Annotated in this window: 17 protein-coding genes; 12 read left to right on the top strand and 5 right to left on the bottom strand. The window is 57.8% G+C overall.

Features of this window, described 5'->3' with window-relative positions:
* Window positions 1–57 precede the first annotated feature (57 nt).
* Window positions 58–639, top strand: a complete 582-nt coding sequence (locus GH722_01605) for a DedA family protein (protein MRG70449.1) — start codon at window positions 58–60, stop codon at window positions 637–639.
* A 12-nt stretch (window positions 640–651) separates the two neighbouring features.
* Here the strand turns inward: GH722_01605 and GH722_01600 are convergent, their stop codons facing one another.
* Complete coding sequence (locus GH722_01600) at window positions 652–1041, bottom strand: acyl-CoA thioesterase (protein ID MRG70448.1); 390 nt, start codon at window positions 1039–1041, stop codon at window positions 652–654.
* Between the two features lie 90 nt (window positions 1042–1131).
* Between GH722_01600 and parE the strand changes: the two genes are divergently transcribed.
* The 6 genes from parE to GH722_01570 all read left to right on the top strand — a co-directional run bounded on the left by parE (window position 1132) and on the right by GH722_01570 (window position 7279).
* Window positions 1132–3120, top strand: coding sequence for a DNA topoisomerase IV subunit B (gene parE, locus GH722_01595; GenBank protein ID MRG70447.1), 1989 nt, complete (start codon window positions 1132–1134; stop codon window positions 3118–3120).
* 77 nt (window positions 3121–3197) lie between these two features.
* Window positions 3198–3746, top strand: coding sequence for a hypothetical protein (locus GH722_01590; protein MRG70446.1), 549 nt, complete (start codon window positions 3198–3200; stop codon window positions 3744–3746).
* Between the two features lie 86 nt (window positions 3747–3832).
* The gene (locus tag GH722_01585) at window positions 3833–5206 is read left to right on the top strand and encodes a TrpB-like pyridoxal phosphate-dependent enzyme (protein ID MRG70445.1); all 1374 of its coding nucleotides are present in this window, start codon (window positions 3833–3835) and stop codon (window positions 5204–5206) included.
* Window positions 5207–5277: 71 nt separating this feature from the next.
* On the top strand, window positions 5278–6066 hold the full coding sequence (locus GH722_01580; protein ID MRG70444.1) for a class II aldolase/adducin family protein: 789 nt from the start codon (window positions 5278–5280) through the stop codon (window positions 6064–6066).
* A gap of 5 nt (window positions 6067–6071) precedes the next feature.
* Entirely contained in the window at window positions 6072–6263 is a 192-nt protein-coding gene (locus GH722_01575) for a zinc-ribbon domain-containing protein (protein MRG70443.1), read from the top strand.
* Between the two features lie 116 nt (window positions 6264–6379).
* Entirely contained in the window at window positions 6380–7279 is a 900-nt protein-coding gene (locus GH722_01570; GenBank protein ID MRG70442.1) for an EamA family transporter, read from the top strand.
* A gap of 3 nt (window positions 7280–7282) precedes the next feature.
* On the opposite strand, the gene GH722_01565 is transcribed toward GH722_01570, so the two are convergent.
* Complete coding sequence (locus tag GH722_01565) at window positions 7283–7501, bottom strand: hypothetical protein (protein MRG70441.1); 219 nt, start codon at window positions 7499–7501, stop codon at window positions 7283–7285.
* Between the two features lie 160 nt (window positions 7502–7661).
* Here GH722_01565 and GH722_01560 point away from each other — a divergent pair, with 160 nt between their 5' ends.
* The 3 genes from GH722_01560 to GH722_01550 all read left to right on the top strand — a co-directional run bounded on the left by GH722_01560 (window position 7662) and on the right by GH722_01550 (window position 9759).
* A complete protein-coding gene (locus tag GH722_01560; GenBank protein MRG70440.1) occupies window positions 7662–8513 on the top strand; it encodes an NAD-binding protein in 852 nt (283 codons plus the stop codon).
* A gap of 1 nt (window position 8514) precedes the next feature.
* Window positions 8515–9120 (top strand): hypothetical protein, encoded by a 606-nt coding sequence (locus tag GH722_01555; protein ID MRG70439.1) that lies wholly within the window; start codon window positions 8515–8517, stop codon window positions 9118–9120.
* Window positions 9121–9252: 132 nt separating this feature from the next.
* Complete coding sequence (locus GH722_01550) at window positions 9253–9759, top strand: hypothetical protein (protein ID MRG70438.1); 507 nt, start codon at window positions 9253–9255, stop codon at window positions 9757–9759.
* Window positions 9760–9771: 12 nt separating this feature from the next.
* Here the strand turns inward: GH722_01550 and GH722_01545 are convergent, their stop codons facing one another.
* Both GH722_01545 and GH722_01540 read right to left on the bottom strand, forming a co-directional pair.
* Window positions 9772–10449, bottom strand: coding sequence for an isochorismatase family protein (locus tag GH722_01545; protein ID MRG70437.1), 678 nt, complete (start codon window positions 10447–10449; stop codon window positions 9772–9774).
* Complete coding sequence (locus tag GH722_01540; GenBank protein MRG70436.1) at window positions 10424–11107, bottom strand: arylsulfatase; 684 nt, start codon at window positions 11105–11107, stop codon at window positions 10424–10426. The genes GH722_01545 and GH722_01540 overlap by 26 nt, the downstream gene beginning before the upstream one ends.
* A 121-nt stretch (window positions 11108–11228) precedes the next feature.
* On the opposite strand from GH722_01540, the gene GH722_01535 reads away from it, so the two are divergent.
* Window positions 11229–11873, top strand: a complete 645-nt coding sequence (locus GH722_01535) for an aldolase (protein ID MRG70435.1) — start codon at window positions 11229–11231, stop codon at window positions 11871–11873.
* Window positions 11874–11881: 8 nt separating this feature from the next.
* Here GH722_01535 and hemN read toward each other — a convergent pair whose 3' ends face one another.
* Window positions 11882–13234 carry an oxygen-independent coproporphyrinogen III oxidase gene (hemN, locus tag GH722_01530; GenBank protein MRG70434.1) on the bottom strand — a complete coding sequence of 451 codons (1353 nt, stop codon included), beginning with the start codon at window positions 13232–13234 and terminating at the stop codon, window positions 11882–11884.
* Window positions 13235–13410: 176 nt separating this feature from the next.
* Between hemN and GH722_01525 the strand changes: the two genes are divergently transcribed.
* A complete protein-coding gene (locus GH722_01525; protein ID MRG70433.1) occupies window positions 13411–14382 on the top strand; it encodes an aldo/keto reductase in 972 nt (323 codons plus the stop codon).
* The last annotated feature ends 167 nt before the right edge of the window (window positions 14383–14549 follow it).

Raw genomic sequence — 14549 nt, 5'->3', positions numbered from 1 at the left:
ATATTCTGTCGCAGGATCACCAGATCAGCCGGTGAGTCATCAACGGGACAGTTTGTCGTGGCACAGATCAACAGCCTTATTCTTGAATATGGGACGCTGGTCTACATTCTGCTGTTTGCCTATTGCGCCCTGAAAAGTGGCGCATTGCCTTTGTTTGCCGGACTGGTGGCGCAGTACGGATCGCTTGATGTGATGATTGTCGCCGCGGTCACTCTTGCCGGTGGATATCTTGGTGACGAGCTACGTTTTTTTGTCGCCCGTCGCTATGGCATCGGTTTCATGCTACGGCGGGAACGGTTGCAGCGGATGATGGCCAGAGCGCAGCTGCTGATGCAGCGGTATGGCGCTGCCTATATCTTTCTCTATCGTTATCCGAAGGGCATGCGGACAATTGGTGCACTTCCGGTCGGGTTGGGAGACATGCAATGGCGACATTTCACGCTGCTCAACCTGACTTCGGCTGCACTCTGGTGCCTGTTGCTGGTTGGGGGCGGCTACCTTTTTGGCCGCAGCATAGAGCAGGCGGTTGCTTCTGGCTGGGGAGCGGCCAGTATCCTGCTGCTGATCGGTTTCCTGGCCCTGTCCTGGCTTGGCTGGCGACAGGTAAGACAGCCTGAGAAACCGGGAAGCACTCTTTGAAGGTTGCTGCTGTTATCTTTTTGGAAGCTGCCGTGGCCGGCCATTGTCGTCAATTGCAACAAAGGTGAACTGCCCTTCCGTGACCTTTTCGCGGTCCGGGCCTTCCGGCCCCCGCAATACCCAGGCTTCAATCCGGTAGGTCAGAGACGTGTTTCCCTCACGGATCAGCTCGGCATAGCAGCAGAGCACATCCCCGACCCGGACGGGCCGGTAGAAGGTCATGCCATCAACGGCAATGGTGGCGACCCGGCCATGGGCTCTGCGCCAGGCCGTCGTGCCGCCGGCAAGGTCCATCTGGGCCAGCAGCCAGCCGCCGAAGATGTCGCCGGACGGGTTTGTATCGGCCGGCATCGCGATGGTCCGGATGGCCAGTTCACCACGGGGGGAGTCGTTATCGCTCATCGCCACTGATCCACAAGATATTGGTGATTGTCGTCAATTATACTACAGCATGAAGCTTGCGCCTGTTCACGGCAAATCTATAATGCGGGCATGGCAGATCTGTTTAATTCATCCGCTTCGGCGGCAATCGATCCGGGCTATTCAGCCAAGGATATCGAGGTTCTTGAAGGCCTGGAGCCGGTGCGCCGGCGTCCGGGCATGTATATTGGCGGCACGGACGAACGGGCGCTGCATCATCTGGCCGCGGAAGTGCTGGATAACGCAATGGACGAAGCCGTTGCGGGACATGCCAGCCGGATCGAGTTCGAACTGGCCGCGGGGGACCTGCTGACGGTTCGTGATAACGGGCGTGGTATTCCCATCGACCCGCATCCCAAATTCACCGACAAATCGGCGCTGGAAGTGATTCTCACCACCCTGCATTCAGGGGGTAAGTTTTCCAACAAGGTCTATGAGACATCAGGTGGCCTGCACGGGGTTGGTATTTCTGTTGTTAATGCGCTCTCGGATAATCTGGAAGTCGAGATTGCCCGCGATAAACGACTGTGGCGTCAGACCTACAGCAAGGGGCATCCGACATCAGAACTGAAAGATGTGGGGGCGGTCAGTAACCGTCGGGGGACGGCGGTCACGTTTCATCCGGATCCGGAGATTTTCGGTGCGCGGGCGGGCTTCAAGCCATCACTGCTCTACAAGCTGGCCCGCTCGAAGGCCTACCTCTACAAGGGGGTGGAGATTCGCTGGCGCTGTGCTTCTGAACTGATCAAGGACGGTGACGAGACACCGGAAACGGCGGTTCTGCATTTCCCCGGTGGACTGGGTGATTATCTTGAGGAAGTGCTCAAGGGGCGCAAGACGGTAACACCTGTAATGTTTGCCGGTCATGCGGATTTTCCGGACAAGCAGGGTCGCTGTGAATGGGCGGTGGCCTGGCCGATGGATGATGACGGCTTCTTTAACAGCTACTGCAACACGATCCCGACACCGGAAGGCGGCACCCATGAATCCGGTATCCGCACGGCATTACTGCGCGGGCTGAAAGGGTATGGCGAACTGATCGGGAACAAGCAGGCCGCCAAGATCATGGCAGAAGATGTGGTCGGCGGCGCCTGCGGCATGTTGTCTGCGTTCGTTCCTGATCCGCAGTTTCAGGGCCAGACCAAGGACAAGCTGACATCAGCCTCTGCCACACGACTGGTCGAGATGGCGGTGAAGGATCATTTCGATCACTGGCTGTCGGCGGATGGTGATTCAGCAAAGGCCTTGCTGGACCGGGCGATTGAAAGCGCCGATATGCGCCGCCGCCGGAAAGAGGCGAAGGAAATGAAGCGCCAGTCTGCCACACGGCGGCTGCGGCTTCCGGGCAAGCTGGCGGACTGTACCCGTTCGGTGTCCGATGGAACTGAAATCTTTCTGGTCGAGGGTGACTCTGCTGGCGGGTCTGCCAAGCAGGCGCGGGACCGGGCTACCCAGGCGGTGCTGCCGCTGCGGGGTAAAATCCTGAACGTCGCCAGCGCGACCCGTGACAAGCTGAAGGGCAATCAGGAACTCAAGGATCTGATCGAAGCACTCGGCTGTGGTGCCGGGGCAGATTATGACGAAGAACGGCTTCGGTATGAGAAAGTCATCATCCTGACGGATGCTGATGTTGATGGTGCACATATTGCCTCGCTGCTGATGACCTTTTTCTACAAGGAACTGCCGGAACTGATCGAAAACGGGCATCTGTATCTCGGCATGCCGCCGCTCTATCGTCTGGTGCAGGGATCAAAATCGATCTACGCCCGCGATGACGCTCACAAGGATGAGCTGATGTCGAATGGCACGTTCCGGAGTAACGGCAAGATTGAAATCAGCCGGTTCAAGGGGCTCGGCGAGATGCCGCCGCCGCAGCTTCGCGAAACGACCATGAACAAGGCCACACGGCAGTTGCTGAAGGTCAATGTTCCGACAACGGAAGACCGGCTGGCGCAGCGTGACACGGAACAGCTGGTCGATGACCTGATGGGCCGCAACCCGGAAAAGCGCTTCAATTTCATTCAGGACCGCGCCCGGTTTGTTGAGGATATCGACATCTGAGCAGACGCAGGTTGGACATTGTCTCGCCATTTTCTGCCGGTCATAGTGTGTCCGTTCAAACTTGTCGGATGCTGATGATGAAGGCTTTTGTGATGCTGGCCTGTCTGCTGGTGCTGGCGGGCTGTAACCGGTCGGTCGGTGATGTCTATCAGCCGGGCGTACCTTCAGCGGTCGGGCTGGTCGCCGGACAGGGGGATATGCCGGTGGTGATTTCCGGCCGTTTCTATGAGATGCCCCAGCCTGAATTCGACAACCTGATTACGGACATGATGTACGGCAAGAATGCGGGGCCGCTGGTCCGCTTCACCACCAGTCCGAAGCCGGGATCGACGGAGAATTATTCGGTGCGGATGCTGTTCGGTGCGCCCGGTACTTTCAGCCATCACCTGATGTGCAGTCCGGAAACGCTGCCGTCGCCTGAACCGCTGTCATCGGAGATGATCGTCACGGCTGCATTCTGTTACAAGGATCGGATGGAATCCGGTGCTACCGGTATTTTCTATCCCGGAGACGGATCTGATCTGGCGGCGCTGAAGCGGCTGATCCATGGCATGATGACGACAATGTTTCCATTGCTTGACCCGTTTGCTGATGGTGGTTGTGGCACCAGCATTGTCGATTGCTGAAATCCAACTGTGGCATTGTTCGTTCGCAAATGAATGGTCTAGGATGCTGAACGATAAAAAGAACTGACAAAACCAAGGGGAGCCAGATGTCAGATACCGTGAAGTATTTCCTTGAAGAAAGCAGGATGCCAAAGACCTGGTACAACCTGCAGGCGGATCTGCCGGAGCCTCTGGCTCCTGTCCTGCATCCCGGAACCGGTCAGCCAATTGGTCCGGATGACCTGGCCCCGTTGTTCCCGATGGCCCTCATCGGGCAGGAAGTTTCCACCGAACGGGATATTGAGATCCCGGAGCCGGTCCGTGAAATCTATCGGCAATGGCGTCCGTCGCCATTGTACCGGGCCCGGAAGCTGGAGAAGGCTCTCGATACCCCGGCGAAGATTTACTACAAATATGAGGGTGTCAGCCCGTCCGGCAGCCACAAGCCGAATACGTCTGTTCCGCAGGCTTTTTATAACAAGGAAGCAGGTATCAAGCGGATTACCACCGAAACCGGGGCCGGTCAGTGGGGGTCTTCGCTGGCCTTCGCCGGGTCACTGTTCGGTATCGAAATCGACGTCTATATGGTGAAGGTCAGCTTCCAGCAGAAGCCGTACCGCAAGGCTCTGATGGAAACCTATGGTGCGCGCTGCGTTGCCAGTCCGTCGGAAGAGACACAATCCGGCCGGGCCGTTCTGGCGCAAAACCCGGACAGCACGGGCAGCCTGGGCATTGCGATTTCTGAAGCGGTTGAAATGGCCGCACAGCGTGACGATACCAAATATGCGCTGGGGTCGGTGCTGAACCATGTGCTGATGCATCAGACGATTATCGGCATGGAAGCGATTGATCAGCTGGAAATGGCTGACGATTATCCTGATGTCATCGTCGGCTGCACGGGTGGCGGCAGTAACTTTGCCGGTATCGTGTTTCCGTTCCTCGGCCAGAAATTGCAGGGCAAGGCAGCGAAACAGACCCGCTATGTTGCAGTTGAGCCTGCGGCCTGCCCGACACTGACCCGCGGCAAGTTTGCCTATGATTATGGTGATCTCGCGAAGCTGACGCCGATGGTCAAGATGCATACCCTCGGCAGCTCGTTCGTTCCGCCGGGCTTCCATGCAGGTGGCCTGCGTTATCACGGCATGGCACCGCTGATCAGTCACATTGCGGATCTTGGTCTGATTGAATCTGCCGCCCTGAAGCAGGTCGGATGTTTTGAAGCCGGGGTTCAGTTTGCCCGCGCCGAAGGCATTCTGCCGGCACCGGAAGCGACCCATGCTGTTAAAGGTGCTATTGATGAGGCGCTTCGCTGCAAGCGGGAAGGCAAGGCCGAGACCATCCTGTTCAATCTTTGTGGTCACGGGCATTTCGACATGCAGGCCTATATGGACTTCTTCGCCGGCAAGCTGACGGATCAGGTCTATGACGAGGCAGAACTCGCCATGGCGCTGGCGGGTCTGCCGTCGGTAGCGGCTGAATAGCTGATTACACTCCGGAACCGTGTCGGATGTTCGCCGATACGGTTCCGGATCATTTCTGAAGAGGCCGGGACATGCCTGACAGCAGTACAGAGCCAAGCACAGGGCAGGGGAGGTTTGACCCCGAGGAATGGGCCGTCCGGGTCGATCTTGCGGCCTGTTACCGGCTGATTGATCATTTCGGCCTGACGGACCTGATATATAATCACATTACGGCCCGGGTTCCCGGTCAGGGAGATGCCTTCCTGATCAACCCCTATGGTCTGCGTTATGACGAGATCAGGGCCTCAGACCTGGTGAAGGTTGATCTTGAAGGCAATCTGCTGGCCCCGTCTCCCTATCCGATCAATCCTGCCGGATATACCATTCACAGCGCCATTCATGCGGCGCGCCATGATGTGTTCTGCGTGATCCATACCCATTCAGCGGCAGGCTCGGCCGTCTCCTGCCTGAAAGACGGTTTCATGCCGCTGACCCAGGCCGGGCTGCAGTTCCACAACCGGCTGGCCTATCATGATTATGAGGGCATTGCGCTGGATCTGGCTGAACGTGAGCGGCTGATTGCTGATTTCGGCAGCTATCATTCGATGATCCTGCGCAATCATGGCTTGCTGACCACCGGCACGACCATCGCCGAGGCATTCAAACGGATTTACTATCTGGAGCAGGCCTGCCAGTTGCAGATGCAGGTGCTGGCCAGTGGCCGGGAGATTGTCCAGCCGTCTGATGAGGTGATGGAGCGCACGGCCCGACAGTTTGAAGGCGGCGGTGCGTCCTCCGTAATGGGGACGGGCAGGAAAGTGAGTGCCTGGGATGCCTATCTCCGGCTGCTCGACGACAGGTCACCGGATTACCGGACCTGACGGGAATGGAAGCCTGTCCAAGCTGCAACAAGTCTATTTCCGGAAATGCGACTGTCTGCCCGAAATGCGGCGAACCGCTGGCGGAAGGATGGGGGGCTGCGAAAAGCCGGCAACGCTGGAAAGACTATCTCGGAGTGCTGGCTGTTATCGTGGTCTTCTGGCTGGGTTGGGATTACATCGTCCCTTTGTTTGAATAGGACGTGATCCTGTTCCCGTCGGCCTGTCCGGAGCTGACAATAGCCGCACAAGCGCCGGATAGATTGTGCCGGACCCCGCGGGCTACATTCACTGCATCATTGTTTCCGGGGACTTCATGACAATACGTGACTGGACGCTGATCGCCTTTCTCTCGCTCATCTGGGGAGGGTCGTTCTTTTTTGCCGAGGTTGCGCTGCTCGCTTATGGCCCGCTGACGGTTGTGGCGCTTCGGGTATCGCTGGCTGCGATCATTCTGCTGATCATTCTCCGGGCAACAGGCAAGGCTTTACCGTCAGGCTGGGGCATCTGGGCTGTGCTGGCAGGTATGGGACTGCTGAACAATGTCATTCCTTTCAGCCTCATCGTCTGGGGGCAGGTGCATGTCACCAGCAGCATTGCCTCGATATTCAATGCCACGACACCTCTGTTCACTGTTTTCGTGGCGCATCTGCTGACAACTGATGAACGTATGACGGCGAATAAACTGGCCGGGGTGTTACTGGGGATTGCCGGTGTAGTTGTGATGATCGGCCCCTCGGCACTGGCCGGGTTTGATATGGCGAATGCAGGGCAGCTGGCTGTTCTTGGTGGTGCCCTGTCCTATGCTTTTGCCAGCATCTGGGGCCGTCGGCTGAAAGGACTGACGCCAATGGTTGCCGCAGCAGGGATGTTGCTGATGGCGTCCGTCATCATGGTTCCGGCAGCATTGCTGTTCGAGCAGCCGCTGGAGGTGGATGCCTCGCCGTCCGTTATCGCTTCGGTGGTCGGTCTGGCGAGTGTCTCGACGGCGCTGGCATATCTGATCTATTTCCGGCTGCTCAGCAGCGTCGGTTCAACCAACCTTATGCTGGTGACCTTGCTGATCCCGATCAGCGCCATGGCGCTGGGCATCGCATTTCTGGATGAAGCGCCGGAAGCATCTGCCTTCGCCGGAATGTTGCTGATCTTTGCCGGACTGATATCGGTCGATGGCAGGCTATACCGTAAACTGAAAGGCCGTCGCCTGCCGGAATGATGGTCAGGCGGCTTCCCGGCCACTCCGTTCAACCTGCTTGAACAGCCGGTTGTCACGCAATGCGGAAACCGAAATCAGTCTGCGGTCTGACGGATCGCTCATCAGGCTGACCCGGGCATGCGGTTGCTCTTTCCGCGGGGTGAAAAGCTCCACCACCTGCCAGACGAAATGGGTTGCGTCGTTGCGCTGATAGAAGTCGCCAATCTGAACTGGATTGCTCACAAATATACCCTCCACAATTACCCGACCCCGCCTAGACGTTAGGCATAGCTTCTTAAAAGATCACTAATTATTTTCTGGTTCTGTAAGTCATTCACGGACAAGTTATTTTTTGAGTCTTCGTTGTGAAGGACACTGTGATCACACTATCTGGACGGCAAAAATGGCGACTCGGAAACTGACAGAGAAAACGATTGGGGTCGCCGGTCTGGGCGACATGGGCTACCCGATGGCTCGGCGTATGGCAGAGGCGGGCTTCCGGATTCTGGGCCATGATGTCAGACCCGCATCCGACTTTCCCTTACTGGGTGAGCGGTTTGTTACAGACCCTTCGGAATTCGCCGGGACGGTCGATATCTTGTTTTCTGTCGTCCGCGATATCCGTCAGACCGAGGCGCTGTTATTTGGTGAGCAGGCGATGGCCAGCCATCCGCAAGCGCCGGAGTTGCTGGTTATCTGCTCTACGGTATCGCCGCGTTTTGTTTCCGGATTGCAGGAGCGGCTGTCTGGAAAGATGAGGCTGGTAGATGCACCGATGTCCGGCGGTCCCTATTCGGCGGAGGCCGGTTCCCTGACTTTCATGCTGGGCGGGGCAGAGGCAGATATCTCCGCACTGATGCCTTTATTGCAGACGATGGGAGAGACTTTCCATCATCTCGGCCCGGTTGCGGCGGGCATGTCCTGCAAGGTGCTGAACAACTTTGTCTGCGCGGCATCAGTTGCGGCGGTCCGGCGGGTTGGTCTGCTGGCGCCGGAATTTGGTCTTGACCCGGACAAGCTGCGGGAAGTCATGTCCTCCAGTTCCGGTTCCAGCTGGTTTGGTGATAATTACGACCGGATCAAGTTTGCCCGGGAAGGCTATGATCCGGGAAATACGATGGGCATTATCCGCAAGGATGTCAGTGCCTATCTGGATGCGGTGTCCGGGGGAAACGAGGCCCTGCTGGAGGACTTCGAGCAGGCAGTTGCACGTGCCATGGAAATGCTGCCGCCGGACGGCACCGGGGATCATTAGTTTGACTGCCCGTTATACACCGCCGGGCTGGGTCAGTCTGACTGTGGCTGTCGGGCATATTGCGGAGACGCTCGATAAAGGGATTGGCTGGACCAGTGGTCTGGAAGCCACAGCGTGGCTTGCCGAACCCCAGGGTGATCCGCCACCGGACGTGGTGCAATGGTTGTCGGCCTGGCGGAAATTACGTGACGCGTTATCCCGTGGAGAAATTCCGGCACTTCGGAACAGCGGGGAGTCTGATTTGCCTGTTGAACTGCCGCCCCTGCAATGGGTGGGCGGATTTGGCGATAACCCCTGGCGGATATCATCCCAACAGATCCGGCCCATTGCTGACCAGATACTGATCGCTGAAGACCCGTTGCGTGTCCTGATTGCAGGGCTTGGCCACAGATCCTGGAACAGCGGCCGAAGCTTGACCGGTCAGAGCCCGCGCGCGGCCTGCCGTGACTGGATTGAAGCACTGGCAGCGAACGGGGAAAGCCCGGACAGCAAGGATGCGCTATATGCGGTTGCGCAAACCCGGTTTCCGCAGCTTTCACGACGCGGTTTTGATGCGGCATGGTCGCAGGCCGCGCCTGAGGGCTGGCGAAAACCCGGACGGCGATGACGCAGGGCGTTTCCCGTTCATTGCAGTTCTGTCGGAAAACCCCGCAGAAAAATTAATCCTGTCGGCTATTTCCCATGCCGGTTATCGGCCAGTTTCCGGTCTTCGTTTGAAACTGAAGACAGGAGTTGCAGAATGATTGATCCCCGTGACCCGCTGAAGGCTTCCGGCCCGCAAAGTCTCCTCCGTCCGTCGTCTGACGATGATCCGGAATTCGAGACCTCGGCAGAGGAAACCGCCCCGGTGGTGCCTGCCACCCCCGATGACTACAGATTCGATCAGCTGGCCATGCCGCCGGGCATGGAGATCAATGCCGGCGGCTTTGGAGCAGCACAGAACTGGTGCCACAAGGCGGGGCTGAATCAGGGTGAACTGAATGGTGTTCTGGCGTCTTACAGCCGGGCGCTGACGGACCCGCACTGGAACAGTGACGAGATGAACGAGGAACGTCAGCGCACGACCGTAAACTTTCTGCGGGAACGCTGGGGTCATGAGACCATGTCACGCCTGATGGCGGTTCGTGAACATATTGAGCGGATTGGTGGTGATGATCTGATCGATTTTCTTGATGAGACCGGACTGGGAAATGATCCCTTTCTCATTCTGGCTCTCGACCGGGCTGCAAACGGTCGTCACTACTGAGGCTGGTCTCGACTAGCGTAGCCGGTCAATGACCTGCTGTGTGGTCAGGACGTCGCCGAAGCGCAGATAGAACTGATTGAGGGCACCGGCATGTTCTTCGTCAGATTGCGCGGCAAGGGCGTCAGACAGCATGGCAACCCGGTAGTTGTGCTGCATGGCATCGACGGCTGTCGACTGGCAGCAGACCCCGGTCGCAGTGCCTGCAATCAGCAGGGTATCGACGCCATACTGCCGGAGTGTGGCGTCGAGTGCCGAGGATTCCGGTGCGAAAGCGCTGTAGCGTGACTTGACCAGGGTAATATCGTCCGGGCTTGTCCGGAGGTCCGGCCAGAGAGGATAGCCTTCACCGTCCGGTGCAAGAAAAGTCTGGCGTCGCGTCCAGGCTGCATCTGAATGCAGGGCACGATATCCGGACCAGCCATCAGAGGCAGCAGGTGAGCCGTCGGTCACAATCCAGATAACCTGTCCCCCGGCCTGGCGCAGGCGCTCTGCGAGCTGGTTGATTGCGGGGACAATTTCCTTTGCGACCGGTGCCGCAGCCGGCATGCCATCGCCGATGAAATAGACCTGCATGTCGATAACAACCAGAGCTGTGGTGCTCGCCGTTACATCATCGATGAGATGGGGCTTTCCCTGTCGCGCAGTAACGCGCCGGATAGCGTCGTCAGAGAGCCTGAAGTGATGAGGCACGAGCCTGCTCGTCAATCATGAAACGAAGCATCTTTACGGCACTGGCCGGACTGGTAAGGGCTTCAATACCGGTAAGTTCCCGAACTGTGTTGCGGGCGGATGTCATCGAAAGTTGGGCCATCATGATGACGTCGCATTTGCCAAGGCTCTGGGCGGCTTCGGCTATCAGGGTGTCATGCTTCCATGAATTGCCCGACAGGGCGGCGCTCATGGCACCGTCGGCATAGGCTGTCTGCAATTCCGGGTTTCCGCCGACTTCGCGGGCGATCGCGGCATATTCATCCGACATTGCCTGAAGGCTGGGCGCAAATGTCGCGACGAGGCCGACACGACCGCCGTTCATCAGGGCTTCACGAAACATGGCTTCATTCGGTTTAAGAACCGGAACGGGCAGCCTTTCCGCAACCTGATCAATCGATTCACAGAAAGCGGTACAGGTGAAAAGCAGACCATCAACGCCAGCATCCATTGCCTGTGCGGCAAGGCTTGCGATCCGGTGTTTGATCTCCGGTGTTTCACAACCCGCAGCAGCCCGGACAGGAGGAAGGTCATAATCCCCGAAATCAGTGACCTTCGCTTCCGGCCAGAATTCGGCAAATGCCGCCCGGATAGGCTCTTTTGCAAGCCTGGTCACATGCGCAACGCCTATATGCGCCATGCGTTCTTTCCCACTTCCCTACTCCCACCAATACCCTGTATCTAAGTACAATGAATTATCCTTAATTGCCAGAATAACCGTCGACATATGGCCTGTTCAGTGCTTGATTCGGCAAAATTTCATGGAAAATACTGTGACTGAGACAAAAATACGGGAAAATATCGTGAAAATGGCCCGGTCCATGTTCACGAGGGGGCTGACATTTGGCAGTTCCGGGAACATCAGTGTGCGAGTCGATGATGGCTGGCTGATGACCCCGACAGGCTCAACCATGGGCGAACTGGACCCTGCGCGGCTGGCAAAGCTGGACGATCAGGGGCGGCATGTCAGTGGTGACAAGCCGACAAAGGAGACATTCCTGCATCGCGCGATGTATGAGGAACGGCCGAAAACGGGCGCTGTGGTTCATCTGCATTCCACCCATTCGGTTGCGGTCAGTTGTCTGGCGGATGTTGATCCGATGGATGTGCTGCCGCCGATCACGGCTTATTACGTGATGAAGATCGGTAAACTGCCGCTGGTACCCTATTTTCCGCCGGGTGATCTGGATCTGGCGAAGGCCGTGCGCGAGATGGCGTCTGATCATCACGCGGTCCTGCTGGCCAATCACGGTCCGGTAGTGGCCGGCAAGTCACTGGAAGACGCGGTTTATGCGACGGAAGAACTGGAGGAGACAGCAAAGCTGTTCCTGATGCTGCGTCATGCAAAAACCAGTTACCTGACGCCGGAACAGGTGACAGCCCTGCGGGAGAAGTTCCCGACCTGATTCCCGTATCAGATTGCGCGGCTATGTTTCCCCGCGCGGGAGATATGTGTCGGGTCGAAGCAGGCGGCGATGTTGCGCAGGTACAGACGGCCGGTATCTGTCGCCCGCAGCGTAAGCCCCTGCCGGTCGTACGTGACCAGCCCGTCGTCGGCAAGTTGCGGTAACCTGGCAAAGGCGTTTTCCACCAGTCTGGTATCGACACCGAAATCCCGACAGATTGCGGCACCATCCACTGCGCCATAGCACATGACTTCTTCAATCAGGCGTCGTCGTAATTTGTCTTCAAATGTTGCGGCATATCCCCGCACCACGGGTAGCCGGTCTTCGGCCAGCAAGGCCTGCCAGTCGCGTGATGACGCAGCGTTCTGCACATAACCGTCGGGCAGGCTGCCGATTGAGGACGACCCGAATCCCAGCATTGTGGCGGCCTGATCGTCTGTATAGCCCTGAAAATTCCGGCGCAGGCGACCCGCTTCCCGTGCAATGACAAGCCCGTCATCGGGGCGGGCAAAATGGTCAAAACCGATATTGCTGTATCCGGCATTTTGCAGTTCATCGGCGGCGGCCAGCATCTGTTCGAAGCGTTCGGTAGCACCGGGCAGCCGGGTCTCGTCAATGGCCTTCTGGTGTTTGCGGAACCAGGGCACATGCGCATAGCCGAAGACCGAGACTCGCGAAGCACCCGCCGCCGCAATGGCCCGGGCTGTGGCACGGACATGGGACTCGGTCTGCCCGGGCAGGCCATAAATCATATCCATCGAAATCCGCATGATGCCGGCTTCACGTAACCGGTCGACGGCCTTCATGACGGTCTCAAGGGGTTGCAGCCGGTTGATCAGTGCCTGAACCTCCGGATCAATATCCTGCACACCAAGGCTCACCCGGTTGATCCCGGATGCCGCGAAAGCCTCTACCATTTCCGGTTCCAGCCGCCGGGGGTCGACTTCGACCGCCCGCTCGGCATCTTCCGTAAAGCCGAAGCTCCGGTCCAGGATCGTGAACAGGCGCCGGAAATCGATCGGGAGAAGCTGTGTCGGGGTGCCGCCGCCGAAATGCAGATGACCGATTCCCCCTGTTGGCGCTGTCTGGGCAGCGACCATCTCGATCTCCTGCTCCAGGGTCCGGGCATAGGCTTCGGCATTTTCTGTGCGCCGGTTGACCTCTGTCGCGCAGCCACAATACCAGCAAAGCTGGTGGCAGAAGGGTACATGCAGATAGACAGACAACCGTTCCTGTTGCCGCAATGACCGAAGCCAGCGTCTGTAGGTCTGTTCGTCCAGCTCGTGAAACTGCAATGCCGTCGGATAGCTGGTATATCGCGGGACGGTCGCGTTGGCGTAATCAGGCAGAAATCGGTTCATGGGGAACTATGTAGACCGCCCTGAAGCTGATGGCTTTGATCAGGATCAATCCCATATCGTGAGATGATCGATAACGGAGGTTTTGCTCCGGAGAATTTGTGGCAGCATGGGGTCAGACAAACTGTGCGGACTCCCGACCGGGGGCGCATCCAATTTCATATCAGGACGATTTCAGCATGAACTACAAGCTGCTTGGCCGGACCGGCATTAAGGTCTCACAACTCTGCTTCGGCACCATGTCTTTCGGCGGCGATGCAGATGCCGCAGAATCAGCAAAAATGTACAAGGCCACCCGTGATGCGGGGATCAACTTCTATGATTGCGCCAACGGCTACAGCAAGGGCCGGGCAGAAGAAATCCTCGGCAAGCTGATTGCCGGTGAACGCGATGACCTCGTCATCACCTCGAAATGCTTCAATTCGACCGGCCCGGATATCAACGCGGGTGGCGGCAATCGCCGGCATATTCCCCGCGCTGTCGAAGACAGTCTGAAACGCCTCGGCACCGACCGGCTGGATGTTCTGTTCATGCATCGCTGGGACAAGGAAACCCCGCTGGAGGAAACCCTTCGTGCGCTGGAAAACCTGGTGACGCAGGGCAAGGTGGTGCATCTCGGTGCCAGCAACTACGCGGCCTGGCAGATTGCCAAGGGTCTAGGTATCGCCGAACGCAAGGGCTGGTCACGTCTCGATGTCATCCAGCCGATGTACAGTCTGGTCAAACGTCAGGCTGAATCCGAAATCTTCCCGCTGGCGCTGGCCGAAGACCTCGGGGTCATCACTTACAGCCCTGTCGGTGGTGGTCTGCTCAGCGGCAAATACGGCCCGGACAACAAGCCCGATGCCGGTCGTCTCATCAACAACAAGGGCTATGCAAAACGCTACAGCGAAAGCTGGGCCTATGACACGGCAGGTGATTTCACGAAACTGGCGAAGTCTCTGAACGTACATCCGGTCAGCCTCGCCGTTGCCTGGGCCGGCGCAAACCCTGCCGTCACCAGCCCGATCGTCGGTGCCCGTAATGTGGAACAGCTCCAGCCCTCACTGGACTCTGTCAAAATTGATATGACGGCGGAACTGTATGAACAGATCGCCAACCTGTCCCGAACCCCGGCCCCGGCCACGGACCGTCTCGAAGACCAGCTCTGACTGCGACATCTTCCCCGCCGGGCAGTGCTGTGCGGCGGGGAGGGGACGTGGAGAAAATGGGGGTGAGATGCGAGTTAAGCAGAGTCTATAGTGCTGGCCTTGCGATAATCAGGCTGCCTGATGTTTGATCAACTATATGGTTGGACAACGCTTTCGTCGTTTCGGTG

The organism is Alphaproteobacteria bacterium HT1-32 (genome assembly GCA_009649675.1).
GTDB lineage: Bacteria > Pseudomonadota > Alphaproteobacteria > Rhodospirillales > HT1-32 > HT1-32.
Note: the sequence above shows the minus strand (reverse complement) of the source record. Positions and strands in the feature narration are given on the sequence as shown.

Coding starts and splice junctions, on each gene's coding strand:
- GH722_01550 (MRG70438.1), top strand. CDS start 9,253: ATGATTGATCCCCGTGACCCGCTGAAGGCTTCCGGCCCGCAAAGTCTC.
- GH722_01540 (MRG70436.1), bottom strand. CDS start 11,107: ATGGCGCATATAGGCGTTGCGCATGTGACCAGGCTTGCAAAAGAGCCT.
- GH722_01585 (MRG70445.1), top strand. CDS start 3,833: ATGTCAGATACCGTGAAGTATTTCCTTGAAGAAAGCAGGATGCCAAAG.
- GH722_01535 (MRG70435.1), top strand. CDS start 11,229: ATGGAAAATACTGTGACTGAGACAAAAATACGGGAAAATATCGTGAAA.
- GH722_01580 (MRG70444.1), top strand. CDS start 5,278: ATGCCTGACAGCAGTACAGAGCCAAGCACAGGGCAGGGGAGGTTTGAC.
- GH722_01590 (MRG70446.1), top strand. CDS start 3,198: ATGAAGGCTTTTGTGATGCTGGCCTGTCTGCTGGTGCTGGCGGGCTGT.
- GH722_01570 (MRG70442.1), top strand. CDS start 6,380: ATGACAATACGTGACTGGACGCTGATCGCCTTTCTCTCGCTCATCTGG.
- hemN (MRG70434.1), bottom strand. CDS start 13,234: ATGAACCGATTTCTGCCTGATTACGCCAACGCGACCGTCCCGCGATAT.
- GH722_01560 (MRG70440.1), top strand. CDS start 7,662: ATGGCGACTCGGAAACTGACAGAGAAAACGATTGGGGTCGCCGGTCTG.
- GH722_01575 (MRG70443.1), top strand. CDS start 6,072: ATGGAAGCCTGTCCAAGCTGCAACAAGTCTATTTCCGGAAATGCGACT.
- GH722_01600 (MRG70448.1), bottom strand. CDS start 1,041: ATGAGCGATAACGACTCCCCCCGTGGTGAACTGGCCATCCGGACCATC.
- GH722_01525 (MRG70433.1), top strand. CDS start 13,411: ATGAACTACAAGCTGCTTGGCCGGACCGGCATTAAGGTCTCACAACTC.
- parE (MRG70447.1), top strand. CDS start 1,132: ATGGCAGATCTGTTTAATTCATCCGCTTCGGCGGCAATCGATCCGGGC.